The sequence below is a fragment of the Kineosphaera limosa NBRC 100340 genome (assembly GCF_000298215.1).
GTDB classification, from domain to species: Bacteria; Actinomycetota; Actinomycetes; order Actinomycetales; family Dermatophilaceae; genus Kineosphaera; species Kineosphaera limosa.
The window spans coordinates 39,077-64,021 of record NZ_BAHD01000003.1; the positions used below are offsets into that span (position 1 = coordinate 39,077).

A 24,945-nucleotide genomic window follows, 5' to 3' on the forward strand; every position below is an offset into this window, starting at 1 on the left:
CCCTGGGCAGCATGGTGAGGTGGGCATGAGCAGCGAGTCCGACCGCTCTGCAGGGGAGCAGGTGACACCCGCGCAGGGCTTGGCGCAGGTCTTCGTTGACGAGCTGGCCCGTTGCGGCGTGCGGCACGTGGTGCTCTGCCCCGGGTCGCGGTCGGCGCCGCTGGCCTACGCGCTGCTCGCCGCCGACCGCCGCGTCGACGCCCGCCGCATCCGGTTGCACGTGCGCGTCGACGAGCGCAGCGCCGCCTTCCTGGCGCTGGGTCTGGCGCGCGGCAGCCGCCGACCCGCCGCGGTGGTCACGACCTCTGGCACGGCGGTGGCCAACCTGCATCCGGCCGTCCTGGAGGCGCACGAAGCCGGCGTGCCGCTGCTCCTGCTCACCGCCGACCGCCCGCCGGAACTGCGCGGCACCCGCGCCAACCAGACGACCCAACAGGTCGGCCTCTTCGCTGAGGCCGTGCGCTGGGCCCACGACCTGGGGGTGCCGGAGGCGCTGTGGCCGGGGCAGGCGGCCACGTGGCGCACCGTCGTCGACCGCGCCGTCGCCGCCGCCACCGGAGCACTCGGCGGTGAACCCGGACCGGTGCACCTCAACCTCCCCCTGCGCGACCCGCTGGCGCCGTCGCTCCTGCAGGCCGACGCCACCCCCGCCCCCGACAACGCCCGAGAGGCCGACGACCAGAAACCCGACGCCCGGGACCGTGCGGCCGGCGACGAGCGGGCGCCGAACCCCGTGCAAGGACGACCGGGTGGGGCCCCCTGGACGGCGACCCCCGCAGCACCCCCGCCCACCGCGCTGTCACCGCACCTGCGCGCCGAGCCGGCCGTGACCTCGTTCGGCGACCTCGACCTGCCGGGCGATCGCACGCTGGTGCTCCTGGGCGACCTGGGCGATGCCGACGGGCGCCGGTCCGCGCAGGTTGTGCAGACGGCCCGTCGGCTCGGGGTGCCGGTGCTGGCCGAGCCCTTCGGTACCGGTGATCGGGCGGGGGTCATCCCGCACGGACCGCTGCTGCTGGCCGCCTCCGACCTGCTGCGCGAGGCGCCGCCGGAGCGGATCCTCGTCGTCGGCCGGCTCACCCTCTCCCGGGAGTTCGCGGCCCTGCTGCGCACCCCCGGCGTGCGGGTCGAGGTCGTGGCCGACTCGGCGCGCTGGCCCGACCCGGGGCACGTCGCCCACCGCGTGTACCCCTGGTCGACGTGGCGCGCCTGGGGTCAGCTCGCCGAGCGCGCCGGCGACCGCGAGCCCCGGCCCTGGGCCGCCCGCTGGTTCGAGGCGGGGCGCACTCTGCACGACCTCGTCGAGGCGCACCTCGCTGCGGCCTGGCGCGACGATGCGGAGGCGACCGGCGTGGCCCTGGCTCAGGCGACGCTGCGCGCGGTGCCCGCGGGCGCGGTCCTCTTCGTCGGCTCGTCGAACAGTGCCCGCGACGTCGAACTCGCCCGCGGCCCCCGCGGCCCCCTCGTCGTGGCCAACCGCGGACTCGCCGGCATCGACGGCTGCCTGAGCACCGCCACCGGCCTGGCGTTGGCTCGGGCAGATCACCCCACATACGCGCTCGTCGGCGACCTGACGTTCCTGCACGACGCGAACGCACTGGCCATCGGCCCGGCCGAGCCGGTACCCGACCTGACGATCGTGCTCGCCGACGACCGCGGCGGCGGCATCTTCGCCACCCTGGAGTACGGGGACCCGGCCCGCCGCGACGCCGACTCGGCCGGCTACGAGCGGATCTTCGCCACCCCGACCGACACCGATGTCGCGGCCCTGTGCGCGGCGCACGGCGTGCCCTACGAGCGCATCACCGGCCGCGCCGACCTCGCGGCCCGCCTGGCCCCACGCCCCCGCGGACTGCGCGTGCTGCACGTCCCGATCCGCCGCGACGCCGCCCGGGCCGAACGCGCCACGCTCAACGCCCTCGCCGCGCTCTCCTCCCGCCCGTAAACCCCTTCTGCCGCCCCTTCCCGCTGGCACCCCCTCCTGCCGAAAGTCCCACGCTCGGCCCAGAGCCACAGTTCTAGCTCTGCATGTCGCCGCGAACTAGGAATGTCGGCGAACTGGCGGTGGTGTCGCATGTTTGTCTAAGGTTGGAGTGCTTCAGTCGCCGCTCGCGACGATCGTCGCCAGATGCCGCCGCCAACGCGTCTGGCGACATATGCGCGAGTGACAACCTTTTGCGCGTCAAGGCAGTGAGGGGGTGGGGACAGGCCCGCCGCGTGGGGAGTGATGCCGCGGGCCCGCGAAGACGTCCGAGCGGCGGCTGAAGAGTTCGGGGGATTCCCCGGAGCCGGCAGGGTGGGCTCCGGGGAACCCCGAGCCACTGGTCGGTCGATGGGGCCGAGCGAGGGCATCGAGGGAGGCTGGCCATCACGAAGACGACGACGGCTGAGCCCGCCATGCGCATCGCCGAACTCGCCGCGCGCACGGGAGTCAGCCCCCACCTCATCCGGATGTGGGAGCGTCGCTACGGCCTGCTCAGTCCCACGCGCTCCGCCGGTGGTTACCGGTTGTACGGGCCGCGTGACGAGGCGCTGCTGAACCAGATGCGCGAACAACGCGCCCAGGGGGTCCCCGCCGGTGAAGCGGTCACCCGGGTGCTCGCGCGGCGGAACGGACGCCCGGCCCCACCAGCGCCGACCGGCGTCACCGAGCCCAAGAGGCCGAGCCGCGAGCTGCTGGACCACCTGCACGAGGCGGTCCAGGGCTTCGACGAGGTGCGCGCCTCCGTCGCGCTGGACGATCTGCTCGCCGACCACCCGTTCGGGGCCGGCCTGGACGAGATCCTCATCCCGTACCTGCGCGAGCTCGGGGAGCGCTGGGCCGACGGCCGCGCGACCGTCGCGCACGAGCACTTCGCCAGCTCCCTCATCCGCCGCCGACTGGCGCCCCTGTGCCAGACCGACGAGCAAGGAGACGGACCGCTGGCCCTGCTCGCCTGCCCCTCGGGGGAGCAGCATGACCTGATGCTGATGAGCTTCGGCATCCTGCTGGCGCAGGCTGGCTGGCGGGTGCGGCACCTCGGCTCGGACACCCCCATGAGCGCCATCACCAGCGCCGCCCAGGCCCTGACCCCTGACCTCGTCGTGCTCTCGGCCACCCGCGCCGAACTGTTCTGGAGCAAACGCCCCGAGCTCGGCCAGCTGCGCGACCTCATCGGAGCCGACCGGCTGGCCCTCGCCGGGACCGGAGCGTCCGCGCAACTCGCGGACGACCTGGGCGTGGGCCGCTTTACCGGCACACCCACCCAAGCAGCCCAAGCCCTCGTCGGCACCCCGCGCTGACCGGTAGCTTGCGGGGCGCACCGGCGGACCCGGGCGCCTACGCCCCCAACAACCCCGTCAGCGCGTCGCGCATCGGCACCAGTTTGGCCTCCGACTCGGCGAGCTCGGCGTCGGGATCGGAGCCGGCGACGATCCCGCAGCCCGCGAAAATGCGCATCCGCCGCGGATCGTCCGCCGCCATCGCCCCGGAGCGCAAAGCGATCGCCCACTCGCCGTCGCCGCTGGCGTCCATCCATCCGACCGGACCGGCGTAGCGCCCCCGATCCATCCCCTCCAGCTCGGCGATGAGCCGATCGGCGGTGCTCGTCGGGGTGCCGCAGACGGCGGCCGACGGATGCAGCGAGGCCGCCAGATCGACCGACGTGTCGCCATTGCGGGTGCGGCCGGCCACGTCCGTGGCCAGGTGCATGACGTTCGGCAGATGCAGCACGAACGGCGACTCCGGCACGCTCATCGAGGTGCAGTGCCGCGCCAGGCTTTCGGCCACCGACCGCACGGCGTACTCGTGCTCCTCCAGGTCTTTGCTCGAGCGGGCCAGCGAGCCGGCCAAGGCCAGGTCGTGCTCGTCGTCCCCCGAGCGCCGGATCGTGCCGGCGAGCACCCGCGAGGTCACCAGCCCGCGCTCCAGCCGCACGAGCATCTCGGGGGTCGCCCCCACCATCCCGTCGACACCGAAGACCCAGGTGCGCGGGTAGCCCGACGCGAGCCGGGTCAACAGGAGGCGTGGATCGATGGGTCGCTCCGCGATCGCCAGCAGATCGCGGGCCAGCACCACCTTCTCCAGAGTGCCCGCGCCGATCCGCTCGACCGCCTGCGCCACGACCTCGCGCCAGGCCGGCCCCGACAGGGCTCCGTCCGCGAAGGCGACCTCACCGTGGTCGAGCGGCGGGTCCAGCGGCGGGTCGACGTGCCCCTGCCACAGCCCCGGGTCGCCGGGGTCGGCCGAGTCGGCGGGGGAGAGGGTCGTCCGCCACCACCGACCGTCGCGGTGCCCCAGGACGACGCGCGGCACGACGAGGCACGAGCCGGCATCGGAGGCGGCGGAATAGGAGAAGCTACCGAAGGCGAGCGGCCCGCTGCCGAACACGCCCACCTCGTCGTCGACGTCGAGGCGGTCGACGAAGGCCCGCCACCAGGCCTGCGCATCCGCGAATCGGCCGCGGCCCCACGTGGTGATCCGCCCGGCGATGCCCCAGCCCACGACGCCCTGACCGTCGCGCACCCAGGCGCACAGATCCTCCGGGCGCCGACCGTGCGGCAGCTGCGCCAGCAGGTCTGCGGGCGCCGGCAGCTCGTCGGCACCGACCAACCGGGTGCGCGCCACCAACCGCGGCTCGCCGGCCGGGCCGGCGTCCAGGGCGGGCAGCACGGAAGACGTCACAAGGGGTCAGCCTAATCCCGGCTCCGCGCCCGGGGCCGCCCTGGGGGAGAATGCCACGCATGGGTCGCGCCAGTCTGGAGAAGAAGCCCCGCGAGGTCGCCGCGATGTTCGACGACGTCGCGGCCCGCTACGACATCACGAACGACGTGTTGACCGGCGGACTCGACCGCTACTGGCGCAAGGTCGTCGTCGGTGAGATCGCCGCTCACCCGGGCGAGCGGGTCCTCGACATCGCTGCCGGCACCGGCACCAGCAGCGTGCCGCTGGCCGATGCGGGCGTCGACGTGGTGCCGGCCGACTTCTCCCTGGGCATGCTGCTGCAGGGGCGCCGACGCCGCCCCGACCTCGCGTTCACGGCCGCCGACGCCACGCAACTGCCGTTCGCGGACGGCAGTTTCGACGTCGTGACGATGTCGTTCGGACTGCGCAACGTCGACGACGTGCACGCCGCGCTGCGGGAGTTCCACCGCGTCACCAAGCGCGGCGGCCGGCTGGTCATCGCTGAGTTCAGCCGCCCCACCAACACCGTGTGGCGCACGCTGTACCACCGCGGCGCGCTGCGGGTGCTGCCGATGATCGCTCAGCGCGTCAGCTCGGACCCCTCTTCGTACGTCTATCTGGCCGAGTCGATCCAGGCGTGGCCCGATCAGCAGGGGCTCGCGGACCGCCTGCAGGACGCCGGCTGGGCCGGAGTCGAGTGGCGCGACCTGACCGGCGGAATCGTCGCGGTGCACCGCGCCATCCGCCTCGATTGAGCGCCACCCACGGTCGACGCGACACCGCAAGATGTACCGAACACAACAGATGAGGAAGTTGCAGCGTGACTGGTAGCGGCACCGAGCGGGCCGACGTCGTCGTCGTGGGAGCCGGCCCGGGCGGGTCGGCGACCGCGGCCTATCTGGCGGGGCACGGCCTGGATGTCGTGTTGCTGGAGAAGGCGCGCTTTCCGCGCGACAAGATCTGCGGCGACGGACTGACCCCCCGCGCGGTCAAGGAGCTCCTGCACCTGGGCGTCGACACCACCGGCTGGGCCCGCAACCGCGGCCTGCACATCCAGGGCGGCGGGCACGACCTCACCTTGGACTGGCCCAGCACCGACGCCTTTCCCGATTACGGGCTCGTGCGCCGCCGCAGCGAACTCGACGAGACGCTGGCCCGGTACGCCGCCGCCTGCGGCGCCCGGCTGTTGGAGGGGATGAACGTGCAGGCCCCGCTGCGCGACGACCGCACCGGGCGCATCGCCGGCGTGCAGGTCAAGGTCATGGGTCCGGACGGGCGGGCGACGGGGGAGCGGCGCAGCGTGCTGGCTCCGGTCGTGGTCGCCGCCGACGGAGTCTCGTCGCGCCTGGCGACCGCGTTGGGCCGGCCCAAGCGCGAGGACCGCCCGATGGGGGTGGCCGTGCGCGCCTACTGGGACAGCCCGCGCACCCGGGACGACTACATCTCGTCCTGGTTGGAGCTGTGGGTGCCGGAGGACCCGGCGGCGGACCCCAACGACCCGGCCACCAAGAAGATCCTCATGCCCGGCTACGCCTGGTTGTTCCCGACCGGCGACGGCGGGGTCAACGTGGGGCTGGGCATGCTCGACACCTCGCCGTCGTTCGGCACTGTCGACTACAAAGACGTGCTGCGGCGCTGGATCGCCACCACCCCCGCCGAGTGGACGCTGACGCCGCAGACGATGACCGCCCCCATTCGCGGCGCCGCGTTGCCGATGTGCTTCAATCGGGAGCCGCTGTACGCCGACGGCCTGCTGCTCGTCGGCGACGCGGGCGGCATGGTCAACCCGTTCAACGGCGAGGGCATCGACTATGCGTTGCAAGCCGGGCGGGTTGCCGCCGAGTGCATCGCGGCGGCCAAGACCCTCGACCCCGTCGGCCGCGAGCGCGCCCTGCAGCGCTATCAGAGCGCCATGAAGGACTCGCTCGGTGGCTACTACACCCTGGGCCGGCACTTCGCCGGGCTCATCGGGCACCCGCAGATCATGCGGTACGCCGTCAAGTACGGGTTGCCGCGCACGGCGCTCATGCGGCTGTTGCTCAAGGTGATGGCCAACCTCGGCGAGCCCTCCGGGGGACGCCTGGACGACCGGGTGATCGCTGCCCTGACCAGGGTGACCCCAGCCGCCTGAACGGGCCGACCCCTGCCGCCCGAACGGACAAGCGGGTCACTAGTATGGGCGAAGTCTGCGCGTGACCTCAGAATTCGGCGGGTACGGCTAGGCGACACCCTGCGCGAACTGCTGGCAACCGCCCGCCCGGCACGACAGACTGACAGCGGCCGCACCGCGGCAGCCACCGGACCAAGCGAAAGGGGAGCGTGTCGAGATGACCAGCCCCTATCTGCCGATTCTCTTCTTCTTCACGTTCGGGGTGGGCTTCGCGGCCCTCTCGGTGCTTTTGCTCGGCATCATCGGGCCGCGCAAGTACAACGCGGTGAAGTTCCAGGCCTACGAGTGCGGCATCCAGCCGTCGCCGCGCGCCGAGGCCGGCGGGCGGTTCCCCGTCAAGTACACGACGGTCGCGATGCTGTTCATCATCTTCGACATCGAGGCGGTCTTCCTGCTGCCCTTCGCGGTGGCCTTCGACCAGCTGGGTCTGGCGGTCCTGCTGGGCGTGACCCTCTTCCTCGTGAACGCGTTCTTCATTGCCGACGCCTATGTGTGGCGCCGCGGCGGATTGGAGTGGGACTGACCCATGGGAGTCGAGGAGAAGCTGCCGTCGGGGGTACTGACGGCCAACGTCAGCCAGGTTGCGGGGTACCTGCTCAAGACGTCGATGTGGCCCGCCACCTTCGGTCTGGCCTGCTGCGCGATCGAGATGATGGCGGTCGGCACGCCTGACTACGACATCGCGCGCTTCGGGATGGAGCGGTTCGCCGCCACCCCGCGCCAGGCCGACCTGATGATCGTCGCGGGCCGCGTGAGTCAGAAGATGGCTCCCGTCGTCCGCCAGGTGTACGACCAAATGCCCGAGCCCAAGTGGGTGCTCTCGATGGGCGTGTGCGCCAGCTCCGGCGGCATGTTCAACAACTACGCGATCGTGCAGGGCGTCGATCACATCGTCCCGGTCGACGTCTATTTACCAGGCTGTCCGCCGCGTCCGCAGATGCTGCTGCACGCGATCATCACGCTGCACGAGCAGATCATCAAGGAGCCGCACGTCGGCAACCGCGCGGAGATCGCCCGCAAGGTCGAGCAGGCCGCGCTTAATGCGACCCCGACGCACCAGATGAAGGGGCTTTTGGCGTGAGTGACCCTAAGGCGGAGGGTAAGGGCCAGGTTCAGGCCGGGCAGGAGAGCGGGTTGACCCCCGAAGAGGCGGCGGCGGCCAACCTGCCGGCGTCGCCGGGTACCATCCCTGACCCCGAGCAGCGAGGCGAGCGGCGCGGCATGTTCGGTGCCCGCAACGGCGGCGACACGACCGGCTTCGGCGGCCTAGTCGCGCCGATTCTCTTTCCGGGCGCGGCGACCCGCCCGTACGGCGGCTACTTCGACGAGATCGCTGACGAGCTGGGCAGCGCGCTGGCCCAGTGGGGTCAGACCTCGATCGAGGAGGCCGTGCAGCACGTCATCGTCGACCGCGGCGAGATGACGCTGTTCGTGGCGCGGGAGCACCTGCTGCCGGTGGTGCGGGTGCTGCGTGACGCGCCGGCGCTGCGTTTCGAGTTGTGCACGGGCGTCTCGGGGGTGCACTTCCTGGACACCCCGGGCACCGAGTTGCACGCGGTCTACCACTTCGCTTCGGTCACCCACGGCGGCCGCCGACTGCGCGTCGAGGTCACCTGCCCCGACGCCGACCGGCACATCCCCTCGATCGTCGAGGTCTACCCCTCGGTGACCTGGCACGAGCGGGAGACGTGGGACATGTTCGGCATCATCTTCGACGGCCACCCCGCCCTGACCCGCATCCTCATGCCGGACGACTGGCCGGGTCACCCGCAGCGCAAGGACTACCCCCTCGGCGGCATCCCGGTGGAGTACAAGGGCGCCACCGTGCCGCCGCCGGACGAGCGGAGGGCGTACAACTGATGAGCACCGACACCAACACCGCGGGCGGGTCCACCGCCTTCGCCGGCGGCGAGAACGTGCACGCCACCGGCGGCATGGGCGACTCCGAAGAGGGCTACGTCGTCAACGCCTCCGGCGGCGACTGGGACGAGTTGTCCCAAGAGGCCATCGCGCACAGCGACGAGCGGATCGTCGTCAACATGGGTCCGCAGCACCCCTCCACCCACGGCGTGCTCCGACTCATCCTCGAGCTCGACGGCGAGTCGGTCACCGAGTGCCGCGTCGGCATCGGCTACCTGCACACCGGCATCGAGAAGAACATGGAGTTCCGCACGTGGACGCAGGGGGTCACCTTCTGCACCCGCATGGACTACCTGACCCCGATGTTCCAGGAGACGACGTACTGCCTGGGCATCGAGCGGCTGCTCGGCATCGAAGACCAGATCCCCGAGCGCGCCAACATCATCCGGGTGCTCATGATGGAGATCACCCGGATGTCCAGCCACCTCATCTGCCTGGGCACCGGCGGCATGGAGTTGGGCGCGACCACGGTCATGACCTGCGGCTTCCGGGAGCGCGAGCGGCTCTTCCGGTTCGTTGAGGCGACCACGGGCCTGCGCATGAACAACGCCTACATCCGGCCCGGTGGCGTCGCCAACGACCTGCCGGTGGGCTGGAAGGATATCTTCGACACCGAGTTGCCGCTGTTCCGCCAGGGCATCCGTGAGCTCGAGGCGCTGATCCTGGAGAACCCCATCCTCAAGGGCCGCACCGAGGGCGTCGGCTACCTCGACCTCGCCGGGTGCATGGCCTTGGGCATCACCGGCCCGGTGCTGCGCTCGGCCGGCTTGCCGTACGACCTGCGCAAGACCAACCCGTACTGCGGCTACGAGACCTACGACTTCGACGTCTGCACCTGGGACACGGCCGATTCCTACGGCCGCATCCGCGTGCGCTTCGACGAGATCTGGCAGAGCCTGCGGATCGTCGAACAGTGCATCGAGCGCCTGGAGAAGACGCCCGGTCCGGTCATGGTGGAGGACAAGAAGATCGCCTGGCCGGCGCAGCTGTCGATCGGCTCGGACGGCCAGGGCAACAGCCTCGAGCACATCCGCGAGATCATGGGCACCTCGATGGAGGCGCTCATCCACCACTTCAAGCTCGTCACCGAGGGATTCCGCGTGCCGGCCGGCCAGGCCTACGTGCCGGTGGAGTCCGCCAAGGGCGAGCTGGGTGCGCACGTCGTCTCCGATGGCGGCACCCGCCCCTACCGGGCGCACTTCCGCGACCCGGCCTTCAACAACCTGCAGGCCACCGCCCTGATGGTCGAAGGCGGCAATGTCGCCGACACCGTCGTGGCCGTCGCCTCCATCGACCCGGTGCTCGGAGGGGTGGACCGCTGATGGCCCATGGCAACCAGCCCAACTACGGCACGTCGCCCGCCGTCGAGCTGCCGCCGTACGAGGCGGACGTGCTCGACCGGATGCGGATCGACGCCGCTGACATCGTGAGCCGTTATCCGCACAAGCGCTCGGCGCTGCTGCCGCTGCTGCACTACGTGCAGAGCGTCGACGGTTACGTGACGACCCGCGGCATCGAGTTCTGCGCCGAGGTCGTCGACGTGACCCCCGCCGAGGTCAGCGGCGTGGCGACGTTCTACACGCAGTACAAGCGCTTTCCCAACGGCGATTACACGGTCGGGGTCTGCACGAACACGTTGTGCGCCGTGATGGGCGGCGACGCGATCTTCGAGCGCGTCAGCGAGCACCTGGGTATCGGGCACGACGAGACGACCCCGGACGGCAAGATCACTCTGGAGCGGGTCGAGTGCAATGCCGCCTGCGACTACGCGCCGGTCGTCATGGCCAACTGGGAGTTCTTCGACAACCAGACCCCGGAGAGCGCCGTCGACCTGGTCGAGGAGTTGCGCGCCGGCCGCGACGCGACCCCGACCCGCGGCGCCGCCAAGGTGTGCACGTTCAAGGAGGTCTCGCGGGTGCTGGCGGGCTTCTCCGACGGGCGGGCCGACGAGGGCACCGCGGCCGGCCCGGCGTCCCTGGCCGGCCTGCGGGTGGCCCGCGACCATGGCTGGCACGCGCCGGGATACGGTGACGGCGAGTCGGATCAGAGCACGGCGAACGCGCCGGTTGAAAAGCCCGGAAACGACAAGGCGGGTGCGTGAGGCGATGTCGACACAGCTGACCCCCATCCTCAGCAGGTACTGGGACCACAAGAACGCCTGGCGGCTGAGCACCTACGAGGAGAACGGCGGCTACAGCGCGCTGCGCGTGGCACTGGAGCGCACCCCGGAGGAGCTGGTCGCCGAGGCCAAGGACTCGGGTTTGCGCGGCCGCGGCGGCGCGGGCTTCCCGACGGGCATGAAGTGGGGCTTCCTACCGCCACCGGACGGCGGACCCCGCTACCTGGTCGTCAACGCCGACGAATCCGAGCCGGGCACCTGCAAAGACATCCCGCTGCTCATGGCGACCCCGCAGTTCCTCATCGAAGGCATGATCATCACCTCCTACGCGATCGGCTGTCACCACGCCTTCGTGTACCTGCGCGGTGAGGTCGTGCACGTCTACCGCCGGCTCATGCAGGCGGTCCAGGAGGCGTACGCCGCGGGTTACCTCGGCAAGAACATCCTGGGCAGTGGGTTCGACCTCGACATCACGGTGCACGCGGGCGCCGGCGCCTACATCTGCGGGGAGGAGACGGCGCTGCTGGACTCCCTGGAGGGCCGCCGCGGGCAGCCGCGGCTCAAGCCGCCGTTCCCGGCGGTGGCCGGACTCTACGCGCGGCCGACGGTCGTCAACAACGTGGAGTCCATCGCTTCGATCCCGCCGATCATGGGCCACGGCTCGCAGTGGTTCACGCAGATGGGTACCGATCGCAGCAAGGGCTTCGGCCTGTTCAGCCTTTCCGGCCACGTGACCAACCCGGGGCAGTATGAGGCGCCGCTGGGCATCACGCTGCGCGAGCTGCTGGACATGGCCGGCGGCATCCGCGCCGGCCACGAGCTGAAGTTCTGGACCCCCGGCGGCAGTTCGACGCCGATCTTCACCGCCGAGCACCTCGACGTGCCACTGGACTTCGAGTCGGTCAGCGCGGCCGGTTCGATGCTGGGCACGCGGGCGCTGCAGATCTTCGACGAGACGGTCTCGGTGGTCAAGGCGGTGTCCCGCTGGATCGACTTCTACGCCCACGAGTCCTGCGGCAAGTGCACGCCCTGCCGCGAGGGCACGTACTGGCTCAAGCAGATCCTCACTCGGCTCGAGGCCGGTCAGGGCCTACCGGGTGACATCGAGAAGCTCGACGACGTCGCCAGCAACATTCTCGGCCGGTCGTTCTGCGCCCTCGGTGACGGTGCGACGAGCCCGGTCATGTCCGGCATCCAGTACTTCCGCGAGGAGTTCGAGCTCGCGATGACGACCCCCGTCGATGTGTCCTTCCCGCCGGAGCGGTCCACCCTGTTCGCGAAGGAGAGCGTGTCCTCATGACCGTCCCGACGAGTCCTGCCTCGGGCGCCAACGCCACCAGCACGGGCGGCGACGCGGCGCTACCCGCGGTCACGCCGAAGGTCGAGATGGTCGACCTGAGCATCGACGGCGTCGCGGTCAGCGTGCCCAAGGGGTCGCTGGTCATCCGGGCAGCGGAGCAGATCGGCATCGAGATCCCGCGGTTCTGCGACCACCCCCTGCTCGAGCCCGCCGGCGCCTGCCGGCAGTGCCTCGTCGATGTCGCGACCCCCGGTCCCGACGGCTCGCTGCGCCCGATGCCCAAGCCGCAGGCGTCCTGCACGATGACGGTCAGCCAGGGCATGGAGGTCAAGACCCAGCACACGTCAGCGGTGGTCGACAAGGCGCAACAAGGCGTCATGGAGCTGCTGCTGATCAACCACCCGCTCGACTGCCCGGTCTGCGACAAGGGCGGCGAGTGCCCGCTGCAGAACCAGGCGATGTCGCACGGTCGGGCCACCAGCCGCTTCGACGACGTCAAGCGCACGTTCCCCAAGCCGGTCAACGTCTCGGCGCAGGTGCTGCTGGACCGCGAGCGGTGCGTGCTCTGCCAGCGGTGCACCCGCTTCTCCGACCAGATCGCAGGCGACCCGTTCATCGCGCTCGTCGAGCGCGGCGCGGCCCAGCAGATCGGGGTCTTCCAAGACGAGCCCTTCGACTCCTACTTCTCCGGCAACACCGTGCAGATCTGCCCGGTGGGCGCACTGACCGGGGCGATGTACCGCTTCCGGTCGCGCCCGTTCGACCTGGTCTCCACCCCGAGCGTGTGCGAGCACTGCGCCAGCGGCTGCCACCAGCGCACCGACCACCGCCGCGGCACGGTGTTGCGGCGGATGGCGGCCAACACCCCGGCTGTCAACGAGGAGTGGAACTGCGACAAGGGTCGCTGGGCCTTCCAGTACGCCGTCGCGGCCAACCGGCTCGACCGGCCGCTGGTGAGGGACGGTGACGGGCAGTTGCAGCCGGTCTCTTGGTCGGAGGCCATCGCCGCCGCCGCGAAGGGACTGAGCGCCGCTCGCGAGGCCGGCGGTGTCGGCGTGCTGACCGGCGGCCGGGTCACCGCCGAGGACGCCTACGCCTACAGCAAGTTCGCACGCGTCGTGCTCGGCACCAATGACATCGACTGCCGGGCGCGGGCCGCCTCGACCGAGGAGGCCGACTTCCTCGCCGGGCACGTCGTCGCCACGTCACCGGGGCACGGCGGGGTCTCGTACGACGACCTCGAGAACGCGCCGGCCGTCCTCCTCGTGGGCCTGGAGCCCGAGGAGGAGTCGCCGATGATCTTCCTGCGGCTGCGCAAGGCCGCCCGCAAGAACAAGGCCGTCGTCTTCTCCGTGGCGCCGTTTGCTACCCGCGGGCTGACGAAGATGACCGGCAGCCTCATCCAGGCGGCTCCCGGCACCGAGGTCGGCGTGCTCGACGCGCTGGGCAACACCGGCGGCGAGCTCGACATCCCCGCGCAGGCACTGACCGCCGACGGCGCGGTGATTCTGGTCGGCGAGCGGTTGGCCACGGTCCCCGGCGGCTTATCGGCCGCCGCCCGGCTCGCGCAGACCACCGGCGCCACTCTGGCCTGGGTGCCGCGGCGCGCCGGTGAGCGCGGAGCCATCGAGGCCGGTGCCCTCCCGGGTCTGCTGCCCGGTGGGCGCCCGGTCGTCGACGCCATCGCCCGTGAGGAGGCCGCCGGCATCTGGGGTCTGGACGCGGTGCCGAACACACCGGGTCGCGACACCGTCGGCATGCTCGAGGCCGCCGCCAAGGGCACCCTCTCCGGTCTGCTCGTCGGCGGCGTCGAACTGTCCGACCTGCCCGGTCAGGAGGTCGCGCGGGCAGCCGTCGAGCGGGCCTTCGTCGTCAGCCTCGAACTGCGATCCAGCCTCGTCACGGACGCCGCCGACGTGGTGCTGCCGGTCGCGGCGGTCGCCGAGAAGGCCGGCACGTTCGTCGACTGGGAGGGTCGCCCCGGTGCGTTCGACCGGGCCCTGACCGCCGAGACGGTCACCGACGCCCGCGTGCTGGACATGATCGCCGCCGAGCTCGGCGAGTACCTGGGCACCCGCACCGTCGAGGCCACCCGCGAAGAGATGCGCGAGTTCGGTGCTTGGGGCGGACCGCGACCGCGTCGCTCCGCCGCGCCGGCCACCGACCGCCCGCGCCCCGGGCCCGGTCAAGCCGTGCTGGCCACCTGGCACCACCTGCTCGACGCGGGTCGGATGCAGGACGGTGACCCGTTCCTGGCCGGCACCGCCCCGGTGGCCCAAGCCCGCATCTCGCCGAGCACCGCGCATGAGCTGGGGGTCGCCGACGGGTCCGCCCTCACGGTCTCCACCGAACGCGGCTCCATCACGCTGCCGACCCTGGTCACCCCCATGGTCGACCACGTGGTGTGGCTGCCGAGCAACTCGGCCGGGTCTCGCGTGCGTGCCACGCTCGACGCGCAGGCCGGAGATGTCGTCAACATCAGCAAGGGTGGTGTGGCATGACCGTCATGACCTCGCTGGCGGCCTGGTCGGAGGCGGCGCCGACGCTCGCCGTGCTCGCCTCGAACGAGCAGCCGGTCGCGGACTTCTCCGACACGCCCTGGTGGCTGTCGCTCTTCAAGGCGTTCCTCGTCTTCGTCTACCTCATGCTCCAGGTGGTCGTGGTCATCTGGTTCGAGCGCCGAGTCATCGGACGCATGCAGCAGCGCCCGGGCCCCAACCGGTTCGGCCCGTGGGGCATCGGCCAGACCCTGGCCGACGGCTTCAAGCTGATGTGGAAAGAGACGTTCATCCCCAAGAACGCCGACAAGTTGACCTACACGCTGGCGCCGATCATCGCCGGCGCGGTCGCGTTCATCGGGTTCGCGATCATTCCGCTCGGCGGCACGGTCACGATGTTCGGTCACACCACCCCGCTGCAGATCACCGACGTGCCGGTCGCCGTGCTGCTGGTGCTGGCTGCCGCCGGCGTCGGGGCCTACGGCTTCGTGCTGGCGGGCTGGAGCTCGGGCTCCACCTACCCGCTGCTCGGTGGGCTGCGTTCCACAGCGCAGGTGATCTCCTACGAGATCGCGATGGGCTTGGCGCTGCTGGCGGTCTTCCTCTACGCCGGGTCGATGTCCACGTCGACGATCGTCGAGGCCCAGCGCGGCATGTGGTTCATCATCCCCGCGTTCTTCAGCTTCGTCGTCTACGTCATCTGCATGGTGGGCGAGACCAACCGACTCCCGTTTGACCTGGCCGAGGGTGAGGGCGAGATCGTCGGCGGTTACCACACCGAGTACCCCGGCATGTGGTTCGCGATGTTCTTCCTCGGTGAGTACGTCAACATGTTCACCGTCTCGGCCTTGGCCACGACCCTCTTCCTCGGCGGCTGGCACGCCCCCTTCGGGCTCGGCCTCATCGGCGACGGCGTGCTGGAGAACGGCTGGATGGGCCTGATTTGGTTCACCGCCAAGATGTGGCTGTTCATGTGGTTCTTCGTGTGGCTGCGCGGCACGCTGCCCCGCACCCGCTACGACCAGTTCATGCGTTTCGGCTGGAAGTTCCTCATCCCCGCCACCCTCGTGTGGATCATCGCGGTGGCGTACATCCGCGGCGCCCAGATCGGTTTCCTCGGCGCGAACACGCTGCTCGCCACGATCAGCGTCGTCGTCATCGTCGCGGTCATCGCGTTGGCCATCGCGTGGAAGTGGGACACCAGCCGCGAGGCGGCCCTGGCCAAGCCGCCGGTACCCGCCGAGATCGACCCGTTCGCCGGGGGCTACCCGGTGCCACCGATGCCCGGCCAGACGCTGCGGGAGCCGAGCCTGCTCGGCACCGGCCACGAGGCAGGCCACGAGCCCGCCCGCGAAGTCGGCCCTGGCACCGGCTCGACCACGACCGGATCTGCCCCGACAAAGGAGACCGACCATGGCTGAGTCCACCGGCAACCCCTCGCGGTCCGGGGACCACTCGCGCGAGGAGAGCCCCGGCTTCTTCGCCGAGCTGCTCGCCCCCGTCGCCGGCTTCGGGGTGTCGTTCAAGACGATGTTCCGCAAGGTCAAGACCGAGATGTATCCGGAGGAGAAGCGGCCGACCGCGCCCCGGTACCACGGCCGCCACCAGCTCAACCGGCATCCGGACGGGCTGGAGAAGTGTGTCGGCTGCGAGCTGTGCGCCTGGGCCTGCCCGGCGGACGCGATCCTCGTCGAGGGCGCCGACAACGACGACACACCGCTGGCCGACGGCGGCACCGGCCGCTACTCGCCGGGGGAGCGGTACGGGCGCGTCTACCAGATCAACTACCTGCGCTGCATCTTCTGCGGGTTGTGCATCGAGGCGTGCCCGACGCGGGCGCTGACGATGACCAACTTCTACGAGCTGGCCGATCACAGCCGGGCCGACCTGATCTTCGAGAAGCACCAGCTGCTCGCGCCGCTGGCCGAAGGCATGGTCGACCCGCCGCACCCGATGGTCGCCGGCATGGAAGAGCGGGACTACTACCTGGGCAAGGTCGACGGTGCCACCCGCGAGCAACGCGAGTACGCCTCGCAGCGCGAGCAGGACAGCGCTGAGCCCGACGAGCCCACCGAGTCCGCTAAGGCGCGCGAGAACGAGAGCGAGGGAGCGCGATGATGGGCACGGGTGAGGCCTTCCTCTTCTGGGTCTGCGGCACCCTCATGGTGCTCGGCGCCCTCGGCCTCGTCTTCTCCAAACGGGCCGTCTACGCGGCCCTGTCCATGGCGCTGACGATGATCGTCCTGGGCATCGTCTACATTGCGCAGGGCGCCGAGTTCCTCGGCCTGGTGCACATCTTCGTGTACACGGGCGCGGTGATGATGCTGTTCCTGTTCGTCGTCATGCTCGTCGGGGTCGACTCCAGCGAATCGATGGTCGACACCCTCAAGGGCCACAAGTGGGTCTCCCTGATCGTGGGCATCGGGCTGGCCGCCCTGCTCATCAGCTCCATCGCGGCCGCGAGCTTCGGCCCGGCACCGCCCATCTCACAGATGAACGCGGAGGGCAACGTCACGGGCCTGGCCTATCTCATCTACGGCCGCTACATGTGGCTCTTCCAGATGACCGCCATGCTGCTGATCGTCGCCGCCATCGCCGCGATGGTCCTGGGCCACCGCGAGCGGTTGCTGCCCAAGCCCACGCAGAAGGAATGGAGCGAGCGGCGGGTGCGCGAGAACCGCTTCGTCGCGGGCCTGCCCGCTCCCGGCGTGTACGCCCGACACAACGCCGTCGACACCCCGGCCCTGCTGCCGGACGGCAAACCCAGCGAGCTGTCGGTCTCCCGTGTGCTCGCGGCCCGCCAGCAGATTCAACTGCCGGACGACTACACGGCCGCCGACGACGAGATCACTCGTGAGATCGAGGAAGGTTCGCAGCGATGAGCCTGGTCTTCTACCTCTACCTCGCGGCGATTCTGTTCGCGCTCGGCGCGGCCACCGTCGTCGTTCGGCGCAACGCGATCATCGTGTTCATGGGCATCGAGCTCATGCTCAACGCGGTCAACCTGATGTTCGTGACGTTCTCGCGGATGAACGGTCACCTCGACGGTCAGGCCATCGCACTCTTCGTCATGGTCGTCGCGGCCGCCGAGGTCGTGGTCGGCCTGGCGATCATCTTGGCGATCTTCCGCGCTCGTCGATCGGCCTCGGTCGACGCGGCCAACCTGCTGAAGCTGTAAGGAGCCAGGCGTGCATCTCCTCACCTCGATCGCTCCCACGGCGGTCTCGCCCGCGGCCCCTGCCTCGGGGATGGCGGCCATGGCCTGGCTGCTCGTCGCCCTTCCGCTGCTGGGCGCCGCGCTGCTGCTCATCGGCGGCAAGCGGACCAACTCCTTCGGGCCCGGGTTGGCCACCGGTCTTTCCTGGGCCAGCTTCGGCGTCGGGGCCGCCATCTTCTTCGAGATGGTCAGTCGCCCCGCCGGCGAGCGGGCGCAGAACCTGACGCTGTACTCCTGGATCCCGGCCGGGCCGTTCCAGCTCGACGCCGGGATGCTGGTCGATCAGCTGTCGCTGACGTTCGTGCTGCTCATCACCTTCGTCGGATCGCTGATCCACGTGTACTCCCTCGGCTACATGAGCCACGACGTCGACCGGCGCAAGTTCTTCGCCTTTCTCAACCTGTTCGTCGCGGCGATGCTGCTGCTCGTGCTGGCCGACAACTACCTGCTGCTCTACGTCGGTTGGGAGGGCGTCGGCCTGGCGTCCTACCTGCTCATCGGCTTCTGGAACTGGAACCCGCCGTACGCCTCGGCCGCGAACAAGGCGTTCATCGCCAACCGCGTCGGTGACTACGGGCTCGGGCTGGCGATCATGGCGATGTTCGCCACCTTCGGCACCGTGACCTTCAGCGGCGTCGCCGAGCGCGTCTCCGGGGCCTCCACGACCATGCTCACCGTCATCGGCCTGCTGTTGCTGCTCGCCGCGTGCGGTAAGTCGGCGCAGTTCCCGCTGCAGAGCTGGCTGGGTGACGCGATGGCCGGCCCGACGCCGGTGTCCGCCCTCATCCACGCGGCGACGATGGTCACCGCCGGTGTCTACCTCGTGGTGCGCAGCTTCCCGATCTACGACCTGGCGCCGAGCGCGCAGCTAGCCGTCGCGGTCGTCGGTGCGATCACGCTGACGATGGGCGCGATCATCGGCTGCGCCAAGGACGACATCAAGAAGGCCCTCGCCGCCTCGACGATGAGCCAGATCGGCTACATGATGCTGGCCGCCGGGCTCGGCCCGATCGGATACGCCTACGCGATCTTCCACCTGCTGACCCACGGCTTCTTCAAGGCCGGCATGTTCCTGGGTGCCGGATCGGTGATGCACGGTATGAACGAGCGGGTCAACATGCGCACCTTCGGCAACCTGTCGGGGGCCATGAAGATCACGTGGGCCACGTTCTTGTGCGGCTGGTTGGCGATCATCGGTTTCCCGCTGCTGTCCGGCTTCTGGTCCAAGGACCACATCATCGAGTCGGCCTTCGTCGGCGAGGGTTGGCGTCCTTGGGTCTTCGGCATGACCACAGTGCTGGTCGCCGGCCTGACCGCCTTCTACATGTCGCGCCTGTTCTTCATGACCTTCCACGGCAAGAAGCGCTGGCTGCCGGGCGACCACCCGCACGAGTCCCCGGCGACGATGACCGCTCCCATGGTCATTCTGGCCATCGGGTCGGTCGGCCTCGGTGGGTTGCTGAACTTCGGTGGCTTCACCGACTGGCTGGCCCCGGCGACCGGCGGCCACCACGAGCATGCCGAGCCGGTCCTGCCGCTCATGGTCATCATCGCGATGACGATGACGCTGATGGTCATCGGCGTGGCGATCGCCTGGATGCGCTACTGGCGTGACGATGTCGCGCCGGAGCCCAGCAGCTCGCTCGTGCGCACGATCGCGGCCCGCGACTTCTTCCAGGACGACGTCAACCACGGCGGTCTGGTGGTGCCCGGCCGGGCCCTGGTCGACACGCTGAACTACACCGACGACCACGGGGTCGACGGATCGGCCCGTGGCGTGGCCGGTAGCGTCGGCGCGATGTCGGCCCTGCTCCGCCGCGCCCAGAACGGGTTCGTGCGTTCTTATGCCCTGACGATGCTGCTCGGTGTCGTCGTCATCCTCGGTGCCGTGTGGGTGGTGCAGTGATGTCCCAGATGTCCCAGATGTCCTCGATGGCGACCTTTCCCCTGCTGACGACGCTCGGGCTGATCCCGCTCGTCGGCGCGGTGGTCCTGGTCGTCCTGCGTAACTCCGCGGCGGGGCGCGCCATCGCGCTGGCGTTCTCGCTGGTCACCCTTGGCTTGGCGATCGTGCTCGCGGTGATGTTCGACCGCGGGTCGAGCGCCCAGTTCCAGTTCGCGGAGCGGCACGACTGGATCCCGCAGTTCGGGGTCAGCTACGCCCTGGGCGTCGACGGCATGGCGCTGGCGCTCATCGTCATGGCCGCGATCCTCGTGCCGATCTGCATTGTCGCCGCATGGAACGACATCCCCGAGGGCGGGCCGCGGCAGAACACCTACTTCGCGTGGATGCTGTTGCTGGAGACGTTCATCGTCGGTGTCTTCGCCGCGACCGACGTCTTCCTCTTCTACGTCTTCTTCGAGGCCATGCTCGTGCCGGTGTACTTCCTCATCGGGTCCTACGGCGGGGCTCGCCGGCACGCGGCCGCGATGAAGTTCCTGCTGTTCTCGCTGGCCGGCGGGCTCATTATGCTCGTCGCGGTCATCGGCTTGTACTTCCAGGGCCCGCGCGGCAACGGCGGCTTCCTGCTCGACAACCTCACCGGCCTGCAGATCCCCAGTGACGTGCAGAACTGGCTGTTCATCGGCTTCTTCATCGCGTTCGCCGTCAAGGCCCCGATGTGGCCGGTGCACACGTGGCTGCCCGACGCTGCCGAACAATCGCGTCCCGCCACTGCCGTGCTCTTGGTCGGCGTGCTCGACAAGGTCGGCACCTACGGCATGATCCGGTTCTGCCTGCAGCTGTTCCCCGAGTCGAGCCAGTGGGCCACCCCCGTGGTGCTGACCCTGGCGCTGATCTCGATCATCTACGGCGCGGTGCTGGCCATCGGCAGCCAAGACATGATGCGGCTCATCGCGTTCACCTCGATCAGCCACTTCGGCTTCATCGTCATGGGCATCTTCGCGTTCACGCACGTGGCGACGGCCGGGTCGATCCTCTACATGGTCAACCACGGCTTCTCCACCGCCGCGCTGTTCCTCATCGCAGGCATGCTCATCACTCGCGGCGGCAGCCAGCGGATCGCCGACTACGGCGGTTGGCAGCGGGTCACCCCGGTGCTGGCCGGCTGCTTCCTGGTCTCCGGCCTGTCGGGCCTGGCGTTGCCGGGCATGGGCTCGTTCGTCTCCGAGTTCCTCGTCATGATGGGCACCTTCCAGCGGTACCCGTGGGTCGCGGTCATCAGCTCGGTCGGCATCATCCTGGCGGCGCTCTACATCCTGCTGCTCTACCAGCGCGTCTTCACCGGCCCGCCGCCCGGCACGCACGTCATCGACGTCGAGGGTGCGCCCAAGCTCGTCGGCCCCGACGGGCAGCCGATCGCGCACGACGACGAGCACGCGAGCGTTGCTCACGCGCCGGTCCAGCAGGGCGCGCTCGGGACCGAGCCCGGCGAGGCCGAGCGTCCCGCCCCCCGGGTCCTGGCGATCGCTGACCTGAACACCCGCGAGCGGTGGGTGATGGCGCCGCTCATCGCGCTGTTCCTGCTGCTCGGCTTCTTCCCCAAGCTGGCGCTCGACTACATCGACCCGGCCGTCACCCAGACGCTCACCCACGTGGGCGTCACCGATCCTGCGCCCGCTGTGGGCGCCGTTACCGGGAGTGCTCAGTGATCTCGGCTCTGGTCCCCGCCCTCGCCCCGCTGCCGGCGCAGTTCACCATGCCGGAGATGAACTTCCTGGCCGTCGCGCCGATGGCGTTGGTCTTCGCCGGCGCGGTGCTGTGCGTGCTCGTCGAGGCCTTTGCGCCGCGACGCTCGCGACACACGATCGAGCTGTCGATCAGCCTCGTCGCACTGGCAGCGGCCCTGGTGCTGCTGCTGGTGCGCGGCGCCGACATGCACGGGCAGACCTTCGGTGGCACGGTCGTCATCGACGGCCCGTCGGTCATCCTGCAGGCGCTCGTCGTGCTGCTCGGCGGCCTCTCGCTGGTCATCATGTCGGAGCGCTTCCGCGGCCGGATCGCCGACGCCTTCACCCCCTCGGGCGCCTCGGTGCCCGGCTCGGAGCAGGAGGCCGTCGCCGAGCGGCTGGGCACCACCACGGAGATCTTCCCGCTGGCGCTGTTCTCCATCGGCGGCATGATGCTCTTCCCGGCCAGCGGTGATCTGCTGACGATGTTCATCGCGCTCGAGGTGCTCTCGATGCCGCTCTACGTGCTCACCGCCATCGCCCGCCGGCGTCGGCTGCTGAGCCAGGAGGCGGCGCTGAAGTACTTCCTACTCGGTTCGTTCTCCTCGGCGTTCTTCCTCTTCGGCGCAGCCCTCATCTACGGCTACTCCGGCTCCATCAACCTCGGCGCCATCGCCGCGTCGATGCCGGTTGTCGACGGCCGCGAGTCGCTGCTGGTGCCTGGCGTGTTGATGATCCTCGTCGGCCTGCTGTTCAAGGTCGGTGCGGTGCCCTTCCACGCCTGGACCCCGGATGTCTACCAGGGTGCCCCGACCCCGGTCACCGGCTTCATGGCCGCCTGCACCAAGGTCGCCGCGTTCGGCGCCATGATGCGGATCGTCTACGTCGCCTTCGCCGGCGACCGCTGGGACTGGCAGGCCGTCGTGTGGGTGGTCGCGGCGCTGACGATGATCGTCGGCTCGGTGCTCTCGGTCACCCAGAACGACATCAAGCGGCTGTTGGCCTACTCCTCGATCGCGCACGCGGGCTTCATCCTCGTGGGCCTCATGGCGTTCGACGCAGCGGGCGTCTCCTCGGTGACCTTCTACCTGGCCGCCTACGGGCTGGCGACGATCGCAGCCTTCGGCCTCGTGATGCTGGTGCGTTCCGGCGGCTCGGAGGCAACGCACCTGGGGCAGTGGGCTGGCCTGGGGCGGCGGTCACCGTTGGTGGCCGGCGCGATGGCGGTGCTGCTCATGGCCTTCGCCGGTATCCCGCTCACGTCGGGCTTCGCCGCCAAGTTCGCGGTCTTCGCCGCTGCCATCGGCAACGCCGGGCTCGCCGGCGCGGTGCTCGCCGTCATCGGGGTACTCTGCAGCGCGATCACCGCGTACGTCTACTTCCGGATCGTGGTGCTGATGTTCTTCTCTGAGCGCACCGACGATTCGGTCCTCGTCCTCACCCCGTCGGTGGGTACGAGCGCGGCGATCACCCTGGGTGTCGTGGCGACCGTGCTGCTGGGTGTGTTCCCGGCCCCGCTGCTGTCGATGGCTGCCGATTCAGCGCTCTTCCTGCGATGAGCTCCGGCGCGACCTCGGTCCAACTGCCGGGGGCGTCGGGCGACCTGCTGGCCTCGGTCGTCACCGACCTGGGTCGGGTGGACGCGCTGCTCGGCCAGGCCATCGACCACGACGACCCGTTCGTGGCCGAGGCCGGCGGTCACCTGTTCGCGGCCGGCGGCAAACGCTTCCGGCCGATGCTCGCGATCCTCGCCGCCCATGTGGGGCCCCGCGGGGTCACCGACGAGGTGGTCAAGGCGGCCGCGGCAGTCGAGCTGACGCACCTGGCCTCCCTGTACCACGACGACGTGATGGACGAGGCGCCGCTGCGGCGCGGGGTGCCCAGCGCCAACGCCGCCTATGACAACTCCACCGCCATCCTCGTCGGCGACCTCCTCTTCGGCACCGCGAGTTCGCTGGTGGCCGATCTCGGAGCGGACGCGGTGAAGATCCAGGCGCAGACGTTCGTGCGACTGTGCGCGGGGCAGATCCGCGACGCCCGCCCGGCCCCGCCGACCGACGACCCCATCGGGTACTACCTGCAGGTGCTCGCCGACAAGACCGGCGTGCTCATCGCCACCGCCGCCCGCTACGGCGGCATGTTCAGCGGTTGCGACCCCGAGCAGGTCGAGATCCTGCGGGAGTTCGGCGAGCGCCTCGGCATCGCCTTTCAACTCGCCGACGACCTGCTCGACGTCGCGGGCGTCAGCGGCGTCTCCGGCAAGGAGCCCGGCACCGACCTGCGCGAGGGAGTCGACACGCTGCCGACCCTCTACGTGCGGTCGGCAGCCGACCCCGCCGATGCGCGGCTGCTGGAGCTACTCGACGCCGATCTGCGCGACGCCGAGCTGCACGCTGAGGCGCTGCGACTCCTGCGGGCGCATCCGGCCCTCGAGAAGGCGACCACCCACACGCGTGACTACGCCATGGCCGCCCAGGCGATCCTCGATCCGCTGGGCGACACGCCGGCCACGCGGGCGCTGCGCGCCCTGGCCGGCCAAGTCGTGGATCGCGCCGTCTGAGCCGTGCGCGATACGCCTTCTCGAGCGTATTCGCCAGCGCTACCGCCTACCGGAGAGTAGTGTTTGCGCTGGTCAACGTGAGCGGCGGCACATTCTGGCGGACTTCCGTCACTGTCGGGTCAAGGTTTGATAACGGCAGGGTATGCGGTCGGTAAGGTTGGCCGTTCGGATGCCGGAACACAGCCGGGGAATCCGTATCGTGTGGGTTATGTCCCGAGTCCCTGCGGAGCAACGCCGTGAGCAGCTCATCGAAGCGACGATCGACCTTGCCATTCGCGAGGGTCTTGCGGCCACATCGGTGCGGCGGATCGCGGACGAGGCGAGTGTCTCGCTCGGCGTTGTGCACTACTGCTTCAGCAGCAAGGAGGCGCTGCTCAACGCGGTCGCCGAGTCGTTCGCCACGCCGATCCTTGGTCCGGTAGCCACCGCGATCGAGGCGAGCCGCGGATTCGAGCGCACCGTACGCGCCGCGTTCACGACGTTCTGGGAGGTCACCCAGAGTGCCCCCGGCCGCCAACTGCTGAGCTACGAGCTGGCCGCCTGGTCCATCCGTGGCGACGGTGAGGCCGCCCGCCTGCTGTACCAGACCTACCTCGATGTCATCGAGAGTTTCATCACCGAGGGAATGGGCATTACCGGCTCCGAGGCACTGTCGTCGCGCACCCTGGCGCGCATGACCCTGGCGCTGACCGACGGCATCATGCTCGCCTGGCTCGTGGACCGTGACGACGAGGCCACCCAGGCCGTCATCGACGCCTTCGTGGGCATCCTCGTGGCGATCGTGCGCGACGCCGAGCGCAGCGGCATCGTGACCGTGCGCGATCGCGACCCCGAGCCCGACGAGGCGGACGGGCAGGCCTGACCGGCC

At 70.1% G+C, this 24,945-nt stretch carries 21 protein-coding genes; 20 read left to right on the top strand and 1 reads right to left on the bottom strand.

Annotated features, from left to right (window positions below):
• Positions 1 to 25 precede the first annotated feature (25 nt).
• Positions 26 to 1,945: a 2-succinyl-5-enolpyruvyl-6-hydroxy-3-cyclohexene-1-carboxylic-acid synthase gene (menD, locus tag KILIM_RS00565; RefSeq protein ID WP_051988570.1), complete on the top strand. Its 1,920-nt coding sequence runs from the start codon at positions 26 to 28 to the stop codon at positions 1,943 to 1,945.
• Positions 1,946 to 2,397: 452 nt separating this feature from the next.
• Positions 2,398 to 3,282 (top strand): MerR family transcriptional regulator, encoded by an 885-nt coding sequence (locus KILIM_RS00570; protein WP_006590650.1) that lies wholly within the window; start codon positions 2,398 to 2,400, stop codon positions 3,280 to 3,282.
• A 37-nt stretch (positions 3,283 to 3,319) separates the two neighbouring features.
• On the opposite strand, the gene KILIM_RS00575 is transcribed toward KILIM_RS00570, so the two are convergent.
• Entirely contained in the window at positions 3,320 to 4,663 is a 1,344-nt protein-coding gene (locus KILIM_RS00575) for an isochorismate synthase (RefSeq protein WP_006590651.1), read from the bottom strand.
• 59 nt (positions 4,664 to 4,722) lie between these two features.
• Between KILIM_RS00575 and KILIM_RS00580 the strand changes: the two genes are divergently transcribed.
• The 18 genes from KILIM_RS00580 to KILIM_RS00665 all read left to right on the top strand — a co-directional run bounded on the left by KILIM_RS00580 (position 4,723) and on the right by KILIM_RS00665 (position 24,939).
• Positions 4,723 to 5,418: a demethylmenaquinone methyltransferase gene (locus KILIM_RS00580; RefSeq protein WP_006590652.1), complete on the top strand. Its 696-nt coding sequence runs from the start codon at positions 4,723 to 4,725 to the stop codon at positions 5,416 to 5,418.
• Between the two features lie 65 nt (positions 5,419 to 5,483).
• Positions 5,484 to 6,794 (top strand): NAD(P)/FAD-dependent oxidoreductase, encoded by a 1,311-nt coding sequence (locus tag KILIM_RS00585; protein WP_006590653.1) that lies wholly within the window; start codon positions 5,484 to 5,486, stop codon positions 6,792 to 6,794.
• Positions 6,795 to 6,990: 196 nt separating this feature from the next.
• Positions 6,991 to 7,356 (top strand): NADH-quinone oxidoreductase subunit A, encoded by a 366-nt coding sequence (gene ndhC, locus KILIM_RS00590; RefSeq protein ID WP_006590654.1) that lies wholly within the window; start codon positions 6,991 to 6,993, stop codon positions 7,354 to 7,356.
• Between the two features lie 3 nt (positions 7,357 to 7,359).
• A complete protein-coding gene (locus KILIM_RS00595) occupies positions 7,360 to 7,914 on the top strand; it encodes a NuoB/complex I 20 kDa subunit family protein (protein ID WP_006590655.1) in 555 nt (184 codons plus the stop codon).
• On the top strand, positions 7,911 to 8,693 hold the full coding sequence (locus KILIM_RS00600) for an NADH-quinone oxidoreductase subunit C (protein ID WP_006590656.1): 783 nt from the start codon (positions 7,911 to 7,913) through the stop codon (positions 8,691 to 8,693). Before KILIM_RS00595 ends, KILIM_RS00600 begins: the two co-directional genes overlap by 4 nt.
• The gene (locus KILIM_RS00605) at positions 8,693 to 10,075 is read left to right on the top strand and encodes an NADH-quinone oxidoreductase subunit D (protein WP_051988571.1); all 1,383 of its coding nucleotides are present in this window, start codon (positions 8,693 to 8,695) and stop codon (positions 10,073 to 10,075) included. The genes KILIM_RS00600 and KILIM_RS00605 overlap by 1 nt, the downstream gene beginning before the upstream one ends.
• On the top strand, positions 10,075 to 10,854 hold the full coding sequence (gene nuoE / locus KILIM_RS00610; protein WP_006590658.1) for an NADH-quinone oxidoreductase subunit NuoE: 780 nt from the start codon (positions 10,075 to 10,077) through the stop codon (positions 10,852 to 10,854). The genes KILIM_RS00605 and nuoE overlap by 1 nt, the downstream gene beginning before the upstream one ends.
• 4 nt (positions 10,855 to 10,858) lie before the next feature.
• Positions 10,859 to 12,172 (top strand): NADH-quinone oxidoreductase subunit NuoF, encoded by a 1,314-nt coding sequence (nuoF, locus tag KILIM_RS00615; protein WP_040561772.1) that lies wholly within the window; start codon positions 10,859 to 10,861, stop codon positions 12,170 to 12,172.
• Positions 12,169 to 14,673, top strand: coding sequence for an NADH-quinone oxidoreductase subunit G (locus tag KILIM_RS00620; RefSeq protein ID WP_006590660.1), 2,505 nt, complete (start codon positions 12,169 to 12,171; stop codon positions 14,671 to 14,673). The genes nuoF and KILIM_RS00620 overlap by 4 nt, the downstream gene beginning before the upstream one ends.
• On the top strand, positions 14,670 to 16,091 hold the full coding sequence (nuoH, locus tag KILIM_RS00625) for an NADH-quinone oxidoreductase subunit NuoH (protein WP_006590661.1): 1,422 nt from the start codon (positions 14,670 to 14,672) through the stop codon (positions 16,089 to 16,091). Before KILIM_RS00620 ends, nuoH begins: the two co-directional genes overlap by 4 nt.
• Positions 16,084 to 16,788, top strand: coding sequence for an NADH-quinone oxidoreductase subunit NuoI (gene nuoI, locus KILIM_RS00630; protein ID WP_006590662.1), 705 nt, complete (start codon positions 16,084 to 16,086; stop codon positions 16,786 to 16,788). Before nuoH ends, nuoI begins: the two co-directional genes overlap by 8 nt.
• Positions 16,785 to 17,552 (top strand): NADH-quinone oxidoreductase subunit J, encoded by a 768-nt coding sequence (locus tag KILIM_RS00635; RefSeq protein ID WP_040561756.1) that lies wholly within the window; start codon positions 16,785 to 16,787, stop codon positions 17,550 to 17,552. Before nuoI ends, KILIM_RS00635 begins: the two co-directional genes overlap by 4 nt.
• Entirely contained in the window at positions 17,549 to 17,848 is a 300-nt protein-coding gene (gene nuoK / locus KILIM_RS00640; protein WP_006590664.1) for an NADH-quinone oxidoreductase subunit NuoK, read from the top strand. The genes KILIM_RS00635 and nuoK overlap by 4 nt, the downstream gene beginning before the upstream one ends.
• A 70-nt stretch (positions 17,849 to 17,918) precedes the next feature.
• A complete protein-coding gene (nuoL, locus tag KILIM_RS00645) occupies positions 17,919 to 19,793 on the top strand; it encodes an NADH-quinone oxidoreductase subunit L (RefSeq protein ID WP_051988578.1) in 1,875 nt (624 codons plus the stop codon).
• On the top strand, positions 19,793 to 21,499 hold the full coding sequence (locus KILIM_RS00650; RefSeq protein WP_006590666.1) for an NADH-quinone oxidoreductase subunit M: 1,707 nt from the start codon (positions 19,793 to 19,795) through the stop codon (positions 21,497 to 21,499). Before nuoL ends, KILIM_RS00650 begins: the two co-directional genes overlap by 1 nt.
• Positions 21,500 to 21,546: 47 nt before the next feature.
• Positions 21,547 to 23,076: an NADH-quinone oxidoreductase subunit NuoN gene (gene nuoN / locus KILIM_RS00655; RefSeq protein WP_051988579.1), complete on the top strand. Its 1,530-nt coding sequence runs from the start codon at positions 21,547 to 21,549 to the stop codon at positions 23,074 to 23,076.
• Entirely contained in the window at positions 23,073 to 24,077 is a 1,005-nt protein-coding gene (locus KILIM_RS00660; RefSeq protein WP_006590668.1) for a polyprenyl synthetase family protein, read from the top strand. The genes nuoN and KILIM_RS00660 overlap by 4 nt, the downstream gene beginning before the upstream one ends.
• 208 nt (positions 24,078 to 24,285) lie before the next feature.
• Entirely contained in the window at positions 24,286 to 24,939 is a 654-nt protein-coding gene (locus tag KILIM_RS00665) for a TetR/AcrR family transcriptional regulator (RefSeq protein WP_051988572.1), read from the top strand.
• Positions 24,940 to 24,945: the final 6 nt, after the last annotated feature.